The organism is Actinomyces weissii (genome assembly GCF_016598775.1).
Classification (GTDB): domain Bacteria; phylum Actinomycetota; class Actinomycetes; order Actinomycetales; family Actinomycetaceae; genus Actinomyces; species Actinomyces weissii.
In genome coordinates this window covers 2,276,631-2,292,740 of sequence record NZ_CP066802.1, presented here as the reverse complement: position 1 = coordinate 2,292,740, position 16,110 = coordinate 2,276,631, and the positions used below count along the sequence as shown (strand labels likewise).

12 protein-coding genes are annotated in these 16,110 nt (G+C 72.0%); all 12 read left to right on the top strand.

What is annotated here, in order from left to right; translation table 11 throughout:
- Positions 1-52: 52 nt before the first annotated feature.
- The 12 genes from JG540_RS09215 (at position 53) to groL (ending at position 16,044) form a co-directional block, all read left to right on the top strand.
- Positions 53-790, top strand: a complete 738-nt coding sequence (locus JG540_RS09215) for a phosphoglyceromutase (RefSeq protein WP_200275538.1) — start codon at positions 53-55, stop codon at positions 788-790.
- 129 nt (positions 791-919) lie between these two features.
- Positions 920-2,131, top strand: coding sequence for a sensor histidine kinase (locus tag JG540_RS09210; protein ID WP_200275536.1), 1,212 nt, complete (start codon positions 920-922; stop codon positions 2,129-2,131).
- Positions 2,128-2,826, top strand: coding sequence for a response regulator transcription factor (locus JG540_RS09205; protein WP_200275534.1), 699 nt, complete (start codon positions 2,128-2,130; stop codon positions 2,824-2,826). Before JG540_RS09210 ends, JG540_RS09205 begins: the two co-directional genes overlap by 4 nt.
- A 131-nt stretch (positions 2,827-2,957) precedes the next feature.
- Positions 2,958-3,452, top strand: coding sequence for a CarD family transcriptional regulator (locus tag JG540_RS09200; RefSeq protein WP_200275532.1), 495 nt, complete (start codon positions 2,958-2,960; stop codon positions 3,450-3,452).
- 4 nt (positions 3,453-3,456) lie between these two features.
- On the top strand, positions 3,457-4,278 hold the full coding sequence (gene ispD / locus JG540_RS09195; RefSeq protein ID WP_234042786.1) for a 2-C-methyl-D-erythritol 4-phosphate cytidylyltransferase: 822 nt from the start codon (positions 3,457-3,459) through the stop codon (positions 4,276-4,278).
- 302 nt (positions 4,279-4,580) lie between these two features.
- Positions 4,581-6,083, top strand: a complete 1,503-nt coding sequence (locus JG540_RS09190) for an MFS transporter (protein WP_200275530.1) — start codon at positions 4,581-4,583, stop codon at positions 6,081-6,083.
- A gap of 208 nt (positions 6,084-6,291) precedes the next feature.
- Entirely contained in the window at positions 6,292-9,504 is a 3,213-nt protein-coding gene (locus tag JG540_RS09185) for a TIGR03773 family transporter-associated surface protein (protein ID WP_200275529.1), read from the top strand.
- A 38-nt stretch (positions 9,505-9,542) separates the two neighbouring features.
- Positions 9,543-11,099: an anchored repeat ABC transporter, substrate-binding protein gene (locus JG540_RS09180; RefSeq protein WP_200278338.1), complete on the top strand. Its 1,557-nt coding sequence runs from the start codon at positions 9,543-9,545 to the stop codon at positions 11,097-11,099.
- A 277-nt stretch (positions 11,100-11,376) separates the two neighbouring features.
- Positions 11,377-12,513, top strand: coding sequence for a choice-of-anchor M domain-containing protein (locus tag JG540_RS09175; protein ID WP_200275528.1), 1,137 nt, complete (start codon positions 11,377-11,379; stop codon positions 12,511-12,513).
- Positions 12,510-13,241 carry an anchored repeat-type ABC transporter ATP-binding subunit gene (locus JG540_RS09170; protein WP_200275527.1) on the top strand — a complete coding sequence of 244 codons (732 nt, stop codon included), beginning with the start codon at positions 12,510-12,512 and terminating at the stop codon, positions 13,239-13,241. Before JG540_RS09175 ends, JG540_RS09170 begins: the two co-directional genes overlap by 4 nt.
- The gene (locus JG540_RS09165) at positions 13,235-14,158 is read left to right on the top strand and encodes an anchored repeat-type ABC transporter permease subunit (RefSeq protein ID WP_200275526.1); all 924 of its coding nucleotides are present in this window, start codon (positions 13,235-13,237) and stop codon (positions 14,156-14,158) included. The genes JG540_RS09170 and JG540_RS09165 overlap by 7 nt, the downstream gene beginning before the upstream one ends.
- A gap of 263 nt (positions 14,159-14,421) precedes the next feature.
- On the top strand, positions 14,422-16,044 hold the full coding sequence (groL, locus tag JG540_RS09160; RefSeq protein ID WP_200275525.1) for a chaperonin GroEL: 1,623 nt from the start codon (positions 14,422-14,424) through the stop codon (positions 16,042-16,044).
- Positions 16,045-16,110: the final 66 nt, after the last annotated feature.

The following is a 16,110-nucleotide window of genomic DNA, read 5'->3' as shown; positions in this document are numbered from 1 at the left end:
GTTACGGGCCGGGGCCTCGCACGTTCTGCGCCGTCCTGGCAGGATAGGGCCCATGGCTTACACCCTCGTACTGCTCCGCCACGGCGAGAGCGACTGGAATGCAAAGAACCTCTTCACCGGCTGGGTCGACGTCCCCCTGTCGGAGAAGGGACGCGCCGAGGCCGTCCACGGAGGTGAGCTGCTCAAGGAGGCCGGGGTGCTTCCCGAGAAGCTCTTCACCTCCACGCTGCGCCGCGCCATCATGACGGCCAACCTGGCCCTGGACGCCGCTGACCGCCACTGGATCCCGGTGGAGCGCCACTGGCGCCTCAACGAGCGCCACTACGGTGCCCTGCAGGGCAAGAACAAGAAGGAGATCCGGGACGAGTACGGTGACGAGCAGTTCATGCTCTGGCGCCGCTCCTACGACGTCCCCCCGCCCGCTATCGAGGCTGGCTCCGAGTTCTCCCAGGACGCCGACCCCCGCTACGCCGGTGAGCCGATCCCCATGACCGAGTGCCTCAAGGACGTCCTGGAGCGCCTGCTGCCCTACTGGGAGGGCACGATCGTCCCCGAGATCAGGACCGGCAAGACCATCATGATCGCCGCGCACGGCAACTCCCTGCGCGCCATCGTCAAGCACCTGGACGGCATCTCCGACGAGGACATCGCCGCCGTCAACATCCCCACCGGCATTCCGCTGGTCTACGAGCTGGACGAGGAGACCCTCAAGCCGCTCAAGAAGGGGGGCCGCTACCTGGACCCGGAGGCCGAGGCGAAGATCGCCGCCGTCGCCAACCAGGGCAAGTGACGCCGCCCGCGCCCCCACCGCAAAGGGCGCAGTGACAGGTGGTAGCGGGCCGTTCCCCCAGGGGTGCGGCCCGCCGCCGTGCCGGGCAGCTTGGTGGTCAGGCCACGGGGCGGCGCCTAGGCTGGGCGGGTGACCTCTGCAACTCTGTTGAGCGTGGTTCTGGGTGCCTGCCTGGGCACCGCCCTGACGCTGCTGCTCATCCGCTTCTCCCGCCGGGGGCGGGAGCGTGCCCGCGCCGAGCAGGTCGCGCAGGTCAGCGCCCTGGACTCCACCCTGCTGCCGCTGCTGGCGGCCCTGCCCAGCATCGTCGTGCTGCTGGACGAGGACGACGAGGTGCGGCGTGCCTCCCAGGCCGCCTACAACTTCGCCATCGTCAAGGATGACGCCGTGGTGGAGCCGCGGGTGGCCGCGATGGTCGCCCTGGTGCGCTCCACCGGGCGGGTGGTGGAGAAGGAGCTCACGGTCAAGCGGGGGCCCGCCCGTGACGCCGGCTGGTTCTACCTGGCGGTGCGGGTCGCGGCCCTGGGCGGCGGGCGGGTGCTGATCCTGGTGACCGACCGCACCGCGGAGCGCCGGGTGGAGGCCATGCGGGCTGACTTCCTGGCCAATGTCTCCCACGAGCTCAAGACGCCGGTGGGGGCGATCTCCCTGCTGTCTGAGACCCTGGCCGCCAACAGCCAGGACGCCGCGCTCGTGGCCGACTACGCCGGGCGCGTGCTCAAGGAGTCACGCCGCCTGAGCGTGCTGGTCCAGGAGATCATCGAGCTCTCCCGGCTGCAGAACGGTGACGCCCTGGCGGATCCCGTGGACGTGGAGCTGGACGCGGTGGTGGCGGAGGCCCTGGACCAGGTGCGGGTGGAGGCCGCCGCCCGGGAGGTGGAGCTGGTGCGCACCGGCAGCCCGGGCCTGGTGGTGCGTGGTGACCACGGCCTGCTGGTCACCGCCGTGCGTAACCTGCTGGACAACGCCATCCGCTACTCGGACCCGCGCACCCGCGTGCAGGTGGCGGTGGGGGCGGACCCGCAGGACCCCTCGCTGCTGCGCCTGGCCGTGACGGACCAGGGCATCGGCATCTCCGAGACCGACCGCCAGCGGGTATTCGAACGCTTCTACCGGGTGGACAAGGCCCGCTCCCGGGCCACCGGCGGCACCGGCCTGGGCCTGAGCATCGTCAAGCACGTGGCTGCGGACCACGGCGGCACCGTAGAGCTCAGCTCCCAGCTGGGCCAGGGCTCCACCTTTACCCTGGTGCTGCCCCAGGCCGCTGAGGCGGGGCTGGCCGACGGCGGGGCCGCCGCTGCCGCCCGGGCTGCGGGCGCCCTCCAGGGGGGTGCGTCATGATCCGGGTGCTGCTGGTGGAGGATGAGGAGAACTACCGCGAGCCCCTGGCCTACAGCCTGCGGCGGGACGGCTTCGAGGTGGTGGAGGCGGAGGACGGCGCCTGTGCGGTGGAGGCGTTCCAGACGGCGGCCAGAGCCGGGGCGCCCATCGACCTGGTGCTGCTGGACCTGATGCTCCCGCGCCTGAGCGGCGCCGAGGTGTGCCGTCGCATACGCCGCCTGTCCCAGGTGCCTGTAATCATGCTCACCGCCAAGGACACGGAGGTGGACAAGATCCAGGGGCTGGAGGCCGGGGCCGACGACTACGTCACCAAGCCCTACTCCTACCGTGAGCTGCTGGCGCGGGTGCGCGCCGTCCTACGGCGCACCCGCGGGGAGGCGGAGCCGGTCAGCCTGCTGCGGGCCGGACGGGTGGTCATGGACGTGGAGCGCCACGAGGTGACCGTGGACGGGCAGCCGGTGGCGATGCCCCGGCGGGAGTTCGCGCTGCTGGAGCTGCTGCTGCGCAACGCGGGCCACGTGCTCACCCGTGCCCAGATCATCGACCGCGTCTGGGGCGCGGACTACGTGGGCGACACCAAGACCCTGGACGTGCACGTCAAGCGCATACGCGCCAAGATCGAGCAGGTCCCCGGTGAGCCGCGGCTGCTGACCACGGTGCGGGGACTGGGCTACAAGCTGGTGCCCCCTGGCTGAGCCCCGGGGTGGCTGCGGGCCTGGCGGACCGGGGCCCGCGGGTGTCTGCGCTGTGACCTTCCTCCCCGGCTAAGCCTGTCATTCCAGTGATATCCTTAGGGCTCTGCTTTCCTCGGGAGATATGTCGGACCATGACCTTCACAATCGGTGAGACCGTTGTCTACCCCCACCACGGGGCCGCCCGGATCATTGACATCCGCGAGCGCAAGGTCCGTGGCGAGGTCAAGACCTACCTCCAGCTGGAGGCAGCCCAGGGGGACCTGTCCATCCTCGTGCCCGCAGACAGCGTAGAGCTCATCGGGGTGCGTGACGTCGTAGACGCCTCCGGCCTGGAGAAGGTCTTTGAGGTCCTGCGTGCCACCCTCACGGAGGAGCCCACGAACTGGTCCCGGCGCTACAAGGCCAACCAGGAGAAGATCGCCTCCGGCGACGTCATCAAGGTGGCCGAGGTCGTGCGTGACCTCTCCCGCCGGGACACGGACCGTGGCCTGTCGGCCGGGGAGAAGCGCATGCTCTCCAAGGCCCGCCAGATCCTCGTCTCCGAGCTGGCCCTGGCCCAGAAGACCAGTGAGGAGGAGGCCGAGTCTCGCCTGGACGAGGTGCTCGACTCCGACCACGCCGCCTGAGCCCGTGGCCCCTGCAGCCCTGACGCGCCCGCACCCGGAAACGGGGGCGGGCGCCGTCGTAGCGGTGCTTACGGCCGCTGGCTCCGGCACCCGCCTGGGGCAGGGCGGCCCCAAGGCCCTGGTGCAGGTTGGAGGCCGCAGCCTTCTGGCCCGGGCGGCGCAGGCCCTGGCCGCCAGCGGGGTGGTGGACCAGGTGGTGGTGACCGCCCCGCCCGACGCCGTCGCCCGTTTTGCTGCCGAGCTGCCCGGCTACCTCCCGGCAGGCACCACGGCAGACCCGTCTGCGGTGCCGGTGGGGGTGCAGGTGGTGGCGGGCTCGGCCGCCTCCCGCCAGGCCAGCGTCTCCCTGGGGCTGCAGGCCGCCCTGGCCGCCTGCCCTGACGCCCAGGTGGTGCTCGTGCACGACGCGGCCCGGGCCCTTACGCCCCCGCAGGTGGTGCGCCGCGTGGTGGAGGCGGTGCGTGCGGGCTGCGACGCCGTCGTCCCCGCCCTGCCGGTCACGGACACCGTGAAGCAGGTGGCCCCGGTGGGGGAGGGGCGGCAGGACCAGGAGCAGGTGGCCCCGGAGCAGGTGGTGGCCACCCCGGACCGCTCCTGCCTGCGTGCCGTGCAGACCCCCCAGGGCTTCCGTCTGGAGGTGCTGCGGCGCGCCCACGAGCAGGGGCGGCACCGGGCTGACGACGAGGCCGCCGCCGCCAGTGACGACGCCACCCTGGTGGAGGCTGCCGGGGGTGCGGTGCACGTGGTGCCGGGTGACCCGCTGGCCTTCAAGGTCACCACGCCCCTGGACCTGGCCCTGGCCCGCCTGCTGGTGGAGCAGCGCTGAGCCCGTTACCGGGTTTGTGGTTGCCGGTGAAGTAGTGCTGGTGGTCGTCGACCAGCCAGCCATCCCCCGACTTGTGCATTTCGGCGCGAGTGGTGCCGGAATACCGCACCACTCGCGCCGAAATGCACAAGTGGAGGCGGCGGGGGAGACGGGGCCGGTGACGCAGACCGGGTGAAGCGGCCGCCCGGGAGGCTGGCAGCTGGGGGAGGCCGTCTCAGCGGGGTCGTCCTACCCAGGGGGTTTGCGCCACTTTTGGCGGATTCGTTTCCACCATGCGGCCCATCACCTCGTAGGCTCACGCTATGACCAGCGCTCCACGCACCCCTGGTGACCCAGAGACCGGCTCCGCCGCCGCCGTGGGCACCGCACCCCACGCTCCCGCCCGCCGCGGCAGGCTGCTGACAGGACCGGTCCTTGCCTGGGGGCTGTGGGACTGGGGCTCCTCCGCCTTCAACGCCGTCATCACCACCTTCGTGTTCACGGTGTACCTGACCAGCTCCTCCTTCGGGGACAAGGCTGACAACGAGACCGCACTGTCCCTGGGCCTGACGGTCGCGGGCTTCCTGATCGCCGCCCTGGCCCCCGTCACTGGCCAGCGCTCCGACCGGGCGGGCCGGACCGTGTTCTGGCTGGGGGCCTACACGGCGGCGGTGGTGGCCGTCAGCGCCGGGCTGTTCTTCGTGCGGCCCGCCCCGGACTACCTGTGGCTGGGGATCGTGCTGCTGGGCCTGGGCAACGTGTTCTTTGAGCTGGCCTCGGTGAACTACAACGGCATCCTGTCCCAGCTCACCACCAGGGACCGGATCGGGGCCGTCTCCGGCCTGGGCTGGGGGATGGGCTACCTGGGCGGGATCGTGCTGCTGCTGATCCTGTTCGTGGGCTTCATCAACCCGGAGGTCGGCTGGTTCGGCGTCACCTCCGAGGACGGCATGAACGTGCGCGTAGCCATGCTGGTGGCCGCGGCCTGGTTCGGCCTGTTCGCCATCCCGGTGGTGGTCACGCAGTCTGGGGAGCGGGGGCGACGTCGTCGCCTGGTGGTGGCCCAGGACAGTGAGCGCGGTGAGGACCGGGGGCTGGCGGGCCTGGAGTCTGAGCCCACCGAGCCGGTCTCCGGCAGGTCCAGCGTGATGCGCCGCGAGTCCGTCTGGGCCTCCTACCGGCGCCTGTGGTGGACCCTGGTGTCCCTGTTCCACTCCCACCCGGAGGTGCTCTGGTTCCTGCTGGCGGCCGCGGTCTTCCGGGACGGGCTGGCGGGCGTGTTCACCTACGGGGGCGTGATCGCGCAGAACACCTTCGGCTTCTCCAGCGGGGACGTCATTATCTTCGCGATCGTCGCGAATGTGGTGGCGGGTGTGGCCACTATCGCCTCGGGGCGGCTGGACGACCTGCTGGGGCCGCGCCGGGTGATCCTGGGTGCGCTGACCCTGCTCGTGCTCTCCGGCATTGGCGTGTTCTTCCTGCACGACCAGGGCCAGGTGGTGTTCTGGACCCTGGGCCTGGTGCTCTCCGGCTGCGTGGGGCCCGCCCAGTCCGCGGCCCGGTCCTTCCTGGCGCGGGTGATCCCCGAGGGGCGTGAGGGGGAGATCTTCGGCCTCTACGCCACCACCGGGCGGGCGGTCTCCTTCGTGGCGCCGATGATGTACGGCATCGCGGTGTGGCTGGGAGGTCGCATCGTGGGCGAGGGTGCCCAGTACTGGGGCATCCTGGGGATCGCGCTGGTGCTGGCGGTGGGGCTGCTGATGATGCTGTGGGTCAAGGACCCGCGCGGGGACCTGCAGACCTGGGAGGACGAGCAGTCAGCCTGAGTACGGCTCTGGGAGGCCTCTGAGCTGCAGCCGCTGGGGCGCCTTCTGAGTGCGGCTTCCGAGCGCGCCTCTGGTGCTTTTCCTAAGCACGGTTCCAGGTGCGGCAGCCTAGTGTGGTCAGGGCGTAATTTGCCTTGAGAGCCTGGGGCGTGCTATCCCTTCCCCTGAGAATGAGATCGACTCTCATTAGCGACTGGAAAGGCTGCCCATGACCTCCCCCGCCGTCCACCCCTTGTCTGGGGGGCGCCCCTGTGCCTCCCAGCACCTGGCTGGAAAGCTGACCAGCCTGCTGGTCGTAACGGCCCTGGCCCTGCTCGGCCTGGCCGTACCCGCCCTGACGACGCCCACGGCCCGCGCCGCCGAGGGCGTGGTCACCAGTGGTGAGGTCTCCTTGTTCAGTCTCGCTGAGGCCGACGACGGGGCCGTGCCTTACGTGCTGGAGCTGGGAGTGGACGGCGCCTCCGCCGATCCCGGCAAGATCTCTGTGGGCGTGCCGGACTCCCGCCTGTCCCAGGTCACCGACCCGGCCCTGGTCAAGGCGGGAGCCGTCAGCGGCTACCTGGTGCCTGCTAAGGGCTCCCCCCTGCGCCTGGGCTGGGACGCTGAGCAGCTGGCCGTGGACGACAACGGCTACCTGGGGGCCCGTGTGAGCCTGAGCTGGACCGGCCCCGAGGGCGCCCAGGTGTTCGTGGCGCGCTCCGGCCCGCAGGACCAGGCCGTCTCCTTGCAGCCCAGTGGCTCCTTTGAGGTGCTGCCTGCCCCTAAGGACGCCAGCCGGACCGCCGAGGCAGGTACCGAGCTGGTGTTCGGCCAGGTCTCACATTTGGCGGAGGAGGCCGCGGCCCCGTTGAAGGGTGCGGCCACCTGGCTGTTCACCAAGCCCGGCACCTACCTGCTGACCGCCACCGCCGTCGCCAGCAACCCGACGCAGTCCCAGGAGAGCCCCCGTACGGAGCCGGTCACCTACACGGTCAAGGTGGGTGACGCCGCCATCGCCGGACAGGTGCCAGCAGCGCCCGCCCCGGGTGACCGCCCCGCCCCGGGTGACAGCCCCGCCCCGGGTGACAGCCCCGCTCCGGGTGACAGCCCTGCCCCGGGTGACACTGGCTCCTCTGACAAGGAGGCTGAGGGCCAGGACGGCGCGGCGGGACTGAGCCTGGACATTCCTGAGACCATCGCCCCGGGTGGCAGCCTGGACCCCTGGGCCAGCGGCTTCCCGGAGGGGGCCCTGGTGGAGTTCGTGCTGGACGGTCAGGTCATCGGTAGCGTGGTCTCAGAGCACGATGACGCCGTACTGGGGTACAAGCTGCCTGACACCACCAGCCCTGGGGAGCACAGGCTGACCGCCCGCTCTGGGGCGCTGAGCATCACCAAGAGCTTTACCGTGGCTGGTAAGCCGGCCGCCCCGGGTCCCTCTAAGCCGGTGCCCCCGACGGCCAGGCCCACGCCCCCGGCCAGCAAGCCGGTGCCGCCGGTGACCAAGCCCACGCCCCCGACGGCCAAGCCCACGCCCCCGGCCAGCAAGCCGGTGCCGCCGGTGACCAAGCCCACGCCCCCGACGGCCAAGCCCACGCCCCCGGCCAGCAAGCCGGTGCCGCCCGCAAGCAACTCTGCCGCTCCCGCAGACACCTGCACCGCCCCCGCGGGCACCGAGGTGACCCTGGACTCCGGCCACGTGGACCTCTTCCACCTGGCCTCCGAGCCTGACGGCAGGCTCAGCCTGCACCTGCGGGAGGACGTGACCGGCTCGGGCGTCCTGCACGAGCCGGAGAAGGCCCTGCTCAAGGTCAAGGAGGCGGCCAAGGCTCCTGTCAAGGAGACCGTCGCCGCCGGTGAGTGGGCCGTCCCCAGCGCCGTCGCCAAGCAGCTGGGCCTCAGCGAGACCAGCGTCTACTACCTGCCGGAGGCCCAGAACCAGGAGCGGGCGCTGCTCTGGCCAGGCTGGGACGTGCTGGCTGCCCGCCCCGGCGGCTACGAGTCCGCGACCTTCGACGTCTCCTTCAAGGGCCCTGAGGGCGGCCGGATCCTCACCTTCAACGCGGGCACCTTCGGGGGGCTGACCTCCACCCTCAAGGACGGCTCCTGGGAGATCCGCGCCTCCGGCTCCACCATCGACCAGCCCTACCTGGCGCACAAGCACGTGAACTGGCTGTTCACCAAGGCCGGGCGCTACCAGCTCTCGGTCACCGCTCACGCCAGGAAGGGCGACGGCACCGTGCGCTCCCTGCCCGCCCGCACCTACACCATCGACGTCGGTGACAGCTGCGCCAGCGGCCACCAGCCCGGTGCCCGCAAGCAGAGCCAGCAGCCTGGCGGCGGCACCCAGCCCCCCGGTGGCAACGGTGGGCAGGACCAGGACGGCGGCAAGGCCCTGAACGTGAACGACGGCGGCCAGGCCGGTCTGCTGGGCGGCACCGGCGGCTCGGGCCTGGGCGGAGGCACCGGATCCGCAGGCCGCTCCGGCGGGCCCGCCGCGGAGGTGTGCGTCCCCACGGAGATCACCCGTGAGGCCACCGAGGAGGAGGCCAAGAAGCTGGCCAGCGGCGGCGCCAGCGCCACCTCCAAGGGCGCCAGCAGCGGCAGCGCCAACAAGGCCACTACCACGCTGAGCTTCAGCGTGGGGCCGGGAGCCTCCGGCAACGCGACTGACGGGCACTTCGACCTGGGCCCCGCCATCGAGAACGGCACCCTCTACGCCCGCGTGAAGGACGACCGCAACCAGCCCGCCAGCTGGGTGGACCCCGCCACCCTGACCTTCGCCCTGGGGGACAAGGCGGCCCTCAAGGCTCCTAAGGCCCTGTCCTTCGTGGCCACCGAGGGCAAGGAGGTCTGGATGGTGCCCTCCACGCAGGTGGCCGGGGTGCCCTGGCTGGGCATGAACTCCCAGCGACAGGAGATCGTCTCGGGCACCACCGGTGAGGTCGTCTTCACCCTGGAGGCCGTCAACGGCCCCGGCAAGGTGGCCGTGTTCAGCGCCGGGGGCCTGGGCAGCGGGGTGGGCGCGCACGTCTTCGACGGCGCCGGCTCCTCCTACACCCTGCCCAAGAACACCCACGCCCACCAGAACTGGGTCTTCACCGAGCCGGGCAGCTACCAGCTGACCATCTCCATGACCGTCAAGCCCACCAGCGGCGAGCTCAAGGGCTCCGGCGGCGCCGGCGCCGCAGCCACCGCCAGCACCGGCCCCACCCTGAAGGTAGTGCCCGGGGAGAAGGGCAAGAACGGCCGTCCGATGGTGAAGGCCACCGTGGGCCGCACCCCTTCCGGGGCGGAGTGCGACCTGGCGGCTGCCGCCAAGGCGGGACGCCTGGCCCGCACGGGGACGGACACCTACAGCCTGCTCGGGCTGACCAGCCTGCTGCTGGTCGCCGGGGCGGTGGTAGCCGCCGCCAGCCAGCGCCGTCGTCGGGCCCGAGCGTGAGGCTGCCCACCTGCCTACGCCTCGCCAGGGCGGTGACGGTGCTGGCCGTCACCGCCCTGGCGGTCGGCGGTTGCGGCCTCAGCGCCCGCCCCCTGCCCCCCAACGAGGACGGCGAGCTGCGGGTGGTGACCACCACTGGCATCCTCGCCGACCTGGTGCGCCACGTGGCCGGGGACCGGGCCACCGTCTCCCAGATGGTCCCCGACGGCGCCGACCCCCACTCCTGGGAGCCCTCGCTGCGCTCCGTGCGCGACGTCGCCTACGCCGACCTGGCCTTCTCCAACTACCTGCTGCTGGAGGAGCACGCCATCATCCGGGCCCTGGACGCCAACCTGCCCGCCACCTCCACCTCCGTGTCCGTGGCGGAGGCCGCCGCCAAGGAGGGGGCCACGATCCTGCCGCTGGTGGAGGACCGCAGCCTGGACACTGTCTGGCTGGGGATGCGCGTATCCGGTGACGGCAAGCAGCACGGGGCCGACCGCGCCTCCACCGTGGACCTGACCGCCACCGCGGTGGAGGGCCCCGGGCACGCCGCCGCCTACCTGACCACCTCCTTCGGGCAGCCCGACATCGGCTTCTCTTCCGCCGACGGCTTCAACGCCGGTGACGGCTACGCCGCCGACACCAGCGTCCTGCCTGCCGACGCCCACCAGCACATGAGCTGGGCATTCACCGCGCCAGGCGTCTACCGGGTCAGCTTCCAGGCCCGCCTGCGCCCCACTGAGGCCGCCACCCCGGTCCTGCTGGAGCCCGCCACCGCGGTCTTCGCCGTCGGCGTCAGCGCCCAGGAGGTGGCCCAGGCCGAGGGCCGGGAGGTGCTGTCCGCCGGGCACGCCGACATCACCGTTGACCTGGACGCCGGAGGCGTGGACCTGAAGGTGGACGCCGCCAGCGGGGCGGGCAGGCTGGACACCAGGAGCCTGGAGCGCACCGTGATCGAGGTGCCCAGCCGCGCCCTGACCCAGGTGCCGGGTGCCTCCGGCTTCCGCTTCCTGGGGGAGCCCGGCGCCTCCGTATACGTGCTGCCCCAGGCGGTGCTGGGCAAGCACGTGCACGGGGAGATCGACCCCCACCTGTGGCACGACGTCCACAACGCCGCTGCCTACGTGCGGGTGATCCGTGACTCCCTGGAGCAGGTGGACCCGGCCGGAGCCAGCACCTACCGGGCCAACGCCGCCGCCTACCTCAGCGAGCTGGAGGCCCTGGACGCCGAGGTGGCCAGCACCATCGGCGCGATCCCCGCGGAGCGGCGGCGGCTGGTGACCACCAACGACGCCTACGGCTACCTGGCGGCCGCCTACGGGCTGGAGGTCTCCGGCTTCGTGGCCCCCAACCCCAGCGTCGAGCCCTCCGTGTCCGACCGCATCCGCCTGTCCGCCACCCTAAAGGACCTGCAGATCCCGGCGGTGTTCCTGGAGCCCAACCTGGCCCGCACCCGCTCCACGCTGCGCACCACCGCGCAGGACGCGGGGGTGCAGGTCTGCCCCCTGTACGGCGACACCCTGGACTCCGGCGCCCCCACCTACGTGGAGATGATGCGTTTCAACGCGCGCTCCCTGGCCCAGTGCCTCGGAGGTGCCGCCGCGAGCCCGTGAAACGCCCCGCCCGGGCAGCCCGGCTACGGCGCCCCCAGCAGCTGGTGTGCGCCCGCAGCTGGCGGGCCCGGCCCCGGCGCTGGTCACCGGCCCGGCCAGTCAGTACCTGGGCACCTAGGCTGAGCGCCGACCCGGGCCCACCGCGCTAGCCCTAGGCCCAGGCCACCGGCCCTAGGGGCCGTCCCGGGCGGCCGCCAGGCGTCCGCCCCAGACAGACCCTGCACCTGCCCTCCCAGAGATGCAGGCGCTCCCCACCTCCCAGCAGATCGGAACCCGAATGCGACTCCACCGCCCCCAACTGACCACCCGCCCCGGCCCGGACCGCCGACGCCGTCGCCCCGCCGCCCTGCTGGGAGCGGCCCTGCTGGCCGCCCTGCTGCTGCCTCTGCCGATCCCGGGGGCGGTGGCGGCCCCCGGGGACAACGCCACCGACCCGGCCCTCCAGCAGACCGTCAGCGCCGACGAGACCGTCTCCCAGGAGCCCGCCGTGGTCGGCTCAGGGCACGTGGACGTGGGGCCGCGCGTGGTAGACGGCCAGTGGTCCGTGCAGCTGCGCGACGACTCCGGGGACCAGCCGGTGTGGCGCGACCCCGCCAGCACCGTCATCCAGGTCAGTGACGCCGCCCTGCTGGACGCCCCCACCGAACCCGCCTACTCCTTCATGGGCGGCCAGGCCGGTGAGCGCTGGTACGTGGTGCCCCAGACCCAGAACCCCGAGGTCGTGTGGCTGGGCTGGAACACCCAGGACCCCAGCGTCACCGGCCTGGTGGACCGGGGGGCGACCATGAGCATCGGCCCGGTAACCGGCCCCGGCAGGTCCTGGATGTTCCTGCAGAACGGCACCTTCGGGGAGCCTCTGCTGCTGGTGGACGGGCAGAAGCCGCAGGCCCAGGACGTGTGGGTGGACGTGAACACGCACGTGCACGCCAACTGGGTCTTCACCGAGCCCGGGGTCTACCTGGCCCGCCTGACCTTCTCCGCGCAGACCGTGGACGGGCAGACCCTCTCCGCCAGCTCCACCCTGCGCTTCGCCGTGGGCAGCCAGACCTCCACCGAGGAGGCCCTGCAGGCCCCCGTCCCTGAGGACGGTGCCGCCGCGCAGGCCCCCGGCCAGGCCACCGGCGCCCCGGCCACCACCGGTGGGGCCGCAGAGTCCCCCGCGACCGGCTCCGCCGCCGACAGCCCGACCCGCTGGTACCTGCTGGGCGCCCTTGCCCTGGCGCTGCTGCTGGGAGGCGGCGTGGTGGCGGCACGGCTGCGCCGTAAGGCCGCCGCTGAGCGCGCCGCCGCGATCGCTGAGGTGCGTGCCGCTGGCCGCGCCGCCGTCGGTCCGCAGGACGCGCCGCGCGAGACCACCAGCAAGGCCAGCAGTGAGCCCGCCAGCGAGGCCGCGGACCAGGACGGCCAGGCATGAGCCAGCCGGTGCTGGAGGTCAGCGGCCTGGCGGTGGACCTCGGCGGCCGGCAGGTCCTGCACGACGTGGACCTGGGCGTGCGCCCCGGCGAGCTGGTGGGACTGATCGGACCAAACGGCGCGGGCAAGACCACCCTGCTGCGGGCGGTGCTGGGCCTGACCCCCAGGCGGGCCGGGCAGGTCCGTGTGGAGGGGGAGATCGGCTACGTGCCCCAGCGCCACGAGTTCGCCTGGGACTTTCCCATCAGCGTGCGCGACGCCGTGCTGGGGGCCGTGACCGTGCGCCTGGGCCTGCTGCGCCGTCCCCGCAAGGAGCACCACGTGGCGGTGGAGCGGGCCCTGCTGCGCACCGGCATGGACGCCCTGGCGGAGCGGCCCGTGGGCGAGCTCTCCGGGGGGCAGCGCCAGCGCGTGCTGGTGGCCCGGGCCCTGGCCCTGGAGCCTGCTGTCCTGCTGCTGGACGAGCCCTTCACCGGCCTGGACATGCCCACCCAGGAGCTGCTGATGGACCTGTTCAAGGAGCTGGCGGGTGAGGGCTGCGCCGTGCTCATGACCACCCACGACCTGATCGGGGCCCGCGCCCAGTGCGACCGCCTGTGCCTGGTCAACCGCACGGTGGTGGCGGACGGCACGCCCGCGGAGCTCTCCGACGCCCAGACCTGGATCCGCACCTTCTCCGTGCGCCCCGACAACCCCCTGCTGGCCGCCCTAGGAGTGTCCGCGTGCTGACCCCCCTCGACTTCATAAACGACCTGTTCAACCCGGTGCTGGCCTTCCTACCGCGGGCGCTGCTCATGGCGGTGGTCTGCGCCGTCGTGTGCGGCGTGGTGGGGGTGCACGTGGTGCTGCGGGGCATGGCCTTTATCGGCGACGCCGTGGCCCACTCGGTGTTCCCCGGCCTGGCGGTGGCCTTCCTGCTCTCGGGCTCCCTGGTGCTGGGGGGCGCCGTGGCGGGCGTGGCGACGGCGGTGCTGGTGGCCCTGCTCAGCCAGAACCGGCGGCTCAAGGAGGACTCGGTGATCGGGGTGCTCTTTGTGGGGGCCTTCGCGCTGGGGGTGGTGGTGATCGCCCGGGCTCCGGGATACGCGGGCAGCCTGCAGGACTTCCTGTTCGGGTCCATCACGGGGGTGCCGGCCTCGGACATCCCGGTGGCCCTGGGCGGGGGCGTGCTGGTGGTGGTGGCGCTGGCCCTGTTCAACCGGCCGCTGGTGGCGGTGAGCCTGGACCGGGAGACGGCGCGGGCCGCGGGCCTGCCGGTGCTGGCCCTGGACGTGCTGCTGTACGTGGCGGTGTCGCTGGCGGTGGTGATCTCCGTGCAGACCATCGGCAACGTGCTGGTGCTGGCGCTGCTGGTGACCCCGGCGGCCACCGCGCGGCTGCTCACCGACCGGCTGGCCACCATGATGCTGCTGGCCCCGGCTATCGGCAGCGGCGCCGGGGTGGTGGGCCTGTACCTGTCCTGGTCCGTGGACGTGCCCACGGGGGCGACGATCGTGCTGGTACTGACCACCTGCTTCGCCCTGGCCTGGCTGCTGGCCCCCCGCCACGGCCTCCTCTCCCGCCACCGCCTCTCTCGCGAGACCGGGACATATGGACCGCGAGACCGGGACAACGGGCTCACGAGACCGGTACCTGTGGACAGCTAGGCGCCGGGCGGGGCAGCCTGCGCACCGGGGGGGGCGGGCCTTGCACGCCGTCGGCGTACAGGCGGGGCCGGGGTGGCGGGCGTCTTGCACTCTCGACCCGAGAGTGCCAGCATTGCGGTTAGCACTCAGGGCCGTCGAGTGACAGCCCGGGGTGAGCCAACCCAGCCGGAAGGTGAGGGGCGGCGCCAGCCGTGACGTGAACGGCTGGGGCTGTCTCGTCCGTCGCGGGCACCGCCCGGCCCCACCCTCAGTGGAGGAAACCAATGCCCAAGATCATCGCCTTCAACGAGGAGGCCCGCCGCGGTATGGAGCGGGGTCTGAACACCCTGGCCGACACCGTCAAGGTCACCCTTGGCCCCAAGGGCCGCAACGTCGTCCTGGACAAGAAGTGGGGCGCCCCCACCATCACCAACGACGGTGTGACCATCGCCAAGGAGATCGAGCTCGAGGACCCCTACGAGAAGATCGGCGCCGAGCTCGTCAAGGAGGTCGCCAAGAAGACTGACGACGTCGCCGGCGACGGCACCACCACCGCCACCGTGCTCGCCCAGGCGCTCGTGCGTGAGGGCCTGCGCAACGTGGCCGCTGGTGCGAACCCCATCGCCCTGCGCCGCGGCATCGACAAGGCCGTGGAGGCCGTCGTCAAGCGCCTGCTGGCCGACGCCAAGGAGGTCGAGACCCCCGAGGAGATCGCCGCCACCGCTTCCATCTCCGCCGCTGACGAGCAGATCGGCAAGCTGATCGCTGAGGCCCTGGAGAAGGTCGGGCACGAGGGCGTCGTGACCGTCGAGGAGTCCAACACCTTCGGCCTGGAGCTGGAGGTCACCGAGGGCATGCGCTTCGACAAGGGCTTCATCTCCCCCTACTTCGTGACCGACGCCGACCGCCAGGAGGCGGTCCTGGAGGACACCTACGTCCTGCTGGTCGAGTCCAAGATCTCCAACGTCAAGGACCTGCTGCCGCTGCTGGAGAAGGTCATGCAGACCGGCAAGCCGCTGGCGATCATCGCCGAGGACGTCGAGGCCGAGGCCCTGGCCACCCTGGTGGTCAACCGCCTGCGCGGCACCTTCAAGTCCGTGGCCGTCAAGGCCCCCGGCTTCGGTGACCGCCGCAAGGCCATGCTGCAGGACATGGCGATCCTGACCGGTGGCACCGTGATCTCCGAGACCGTCGGCCTCAAGCTGGAGACCGCCACCCTGGAGGACCTGGGCAAGGCCCGCAAGGTGGTCGTCACCAAGGACGACACCACCATCGTCGAGGGTGCTGGGGACAAGGAGGCGATCGACGCCCGCGTCTCCCAGATCCGCGCCGAGATCGAGAAGTCCGACTCTGAGTACGACCGTGAGAAGCTCTCCGAGCGCCTGGCCAAGCTGGCCGGCGGGGTCGCGGTCCTCAAGTCCGGTGCCGCCACCGAGGTCGAGCTCAAGGAGCGCAAGCACCGCATTGAGGACGCCGTCCGCAACGCTAAGGCCGCCGTGGAGGAGGGCATCATCGCCGGTGGTGGCGTGGCCCTGATCCAGGCTGCTGAGGCCCTGGCCTCCCTGGAGCTCTCCGACGACGAGGCCACGGGCGCCAACATCGTCAAGGTAGCCCTGGAGGCCCCGCTCAAGCAGATCGCTGTCAACGCGGGCTACGAGGGCGGCGTCGTGGTGGACCGCGTGCGCAACCTGCCCGTCGGTGAGGGCCTGAACGCCGCCACCGGCGAGTACGTGAACCTGCTGGCCAGCGGCATCGCCGACCCGGTCAAGGTCACCCGCTCCGCCCTGCAGAACGCCGCCTCCATCGCGGGCCTGTTCCTGACCACCGAGGCCGTCGTCGCCGACAAGCCGGAGCCCCCGGCCCCGGCCGCCGGTGGCCACGGCGAGGACATGGGCGGCATGTACTGAGCCAGGCGCTCAGCACAGGCTGCCGGTAGGTTCCAGCCGCTAGGCTGAGCCGGAGCCGTAACCGAC

What these genes read in the sequence shown, in the direction of transcription:
- JG540_RS09175 (WP_200275528.1), top strand. Translation starts at nt 11,377, where the DNA reads ATGCGACTCCACCGCCCCCAACTGACCACCCGCCCCGGCCCGGACCGC.
- JG540_RS09185 (WP_200275529.1), top strand. Translation starts at nt 6,292, where the DNA reads ATGACCTCCCCCGCCGTCCACCCCTTGTCTGGGGGGCGCCCCTGTGCC.
- JG540_RS09200 (WP_200275532.1), top strand. Translation starts at nt 2,958, where the DNA reads ATGACCTTCACAATCGGTGAGACCGTTGTCTACCCCCACCACGGGGCC.
- JG540_RS09205 (WP_200275534.1), top strand. Translation starts at nt 2,128, where the DNA reads ATGATCCGGGTGCTGCTGGTGGAGGATGAGGAGAACTACCGCGAGCCC.
- groL (WP_200275525.1), top strand. Translation starts at nt 14,422, where the DNA reads ATGCCCAAGATCATCGCCTTCAACGAGGAGGCCCGCCGCGGTATGGAG.
- JG540_RS09170 (WP_200275527.1), top strand. Translation starts at nt 12,510, where the DNA reads ATGAGCCAGCCGGTGCTGGAGGTCAGCGGCCTGGCGGTGGACCTCGGC.
- JG540_RS09190 (WP_200275530.1), top strand. Translation starts at nt 4,581, where the DNA reads ATGACCAGCGCTCCACGCACCCCTGGTGACCCAGAGACCGGCTCCGCC.
- JG540_RS09215 (WP_200275538.1), top strand. Translation starts at nt 53, where the DNA reads ATGGCTTACACCCTCGTACTGCTCCGCCACGGCGAGAGCGACTGGAAT.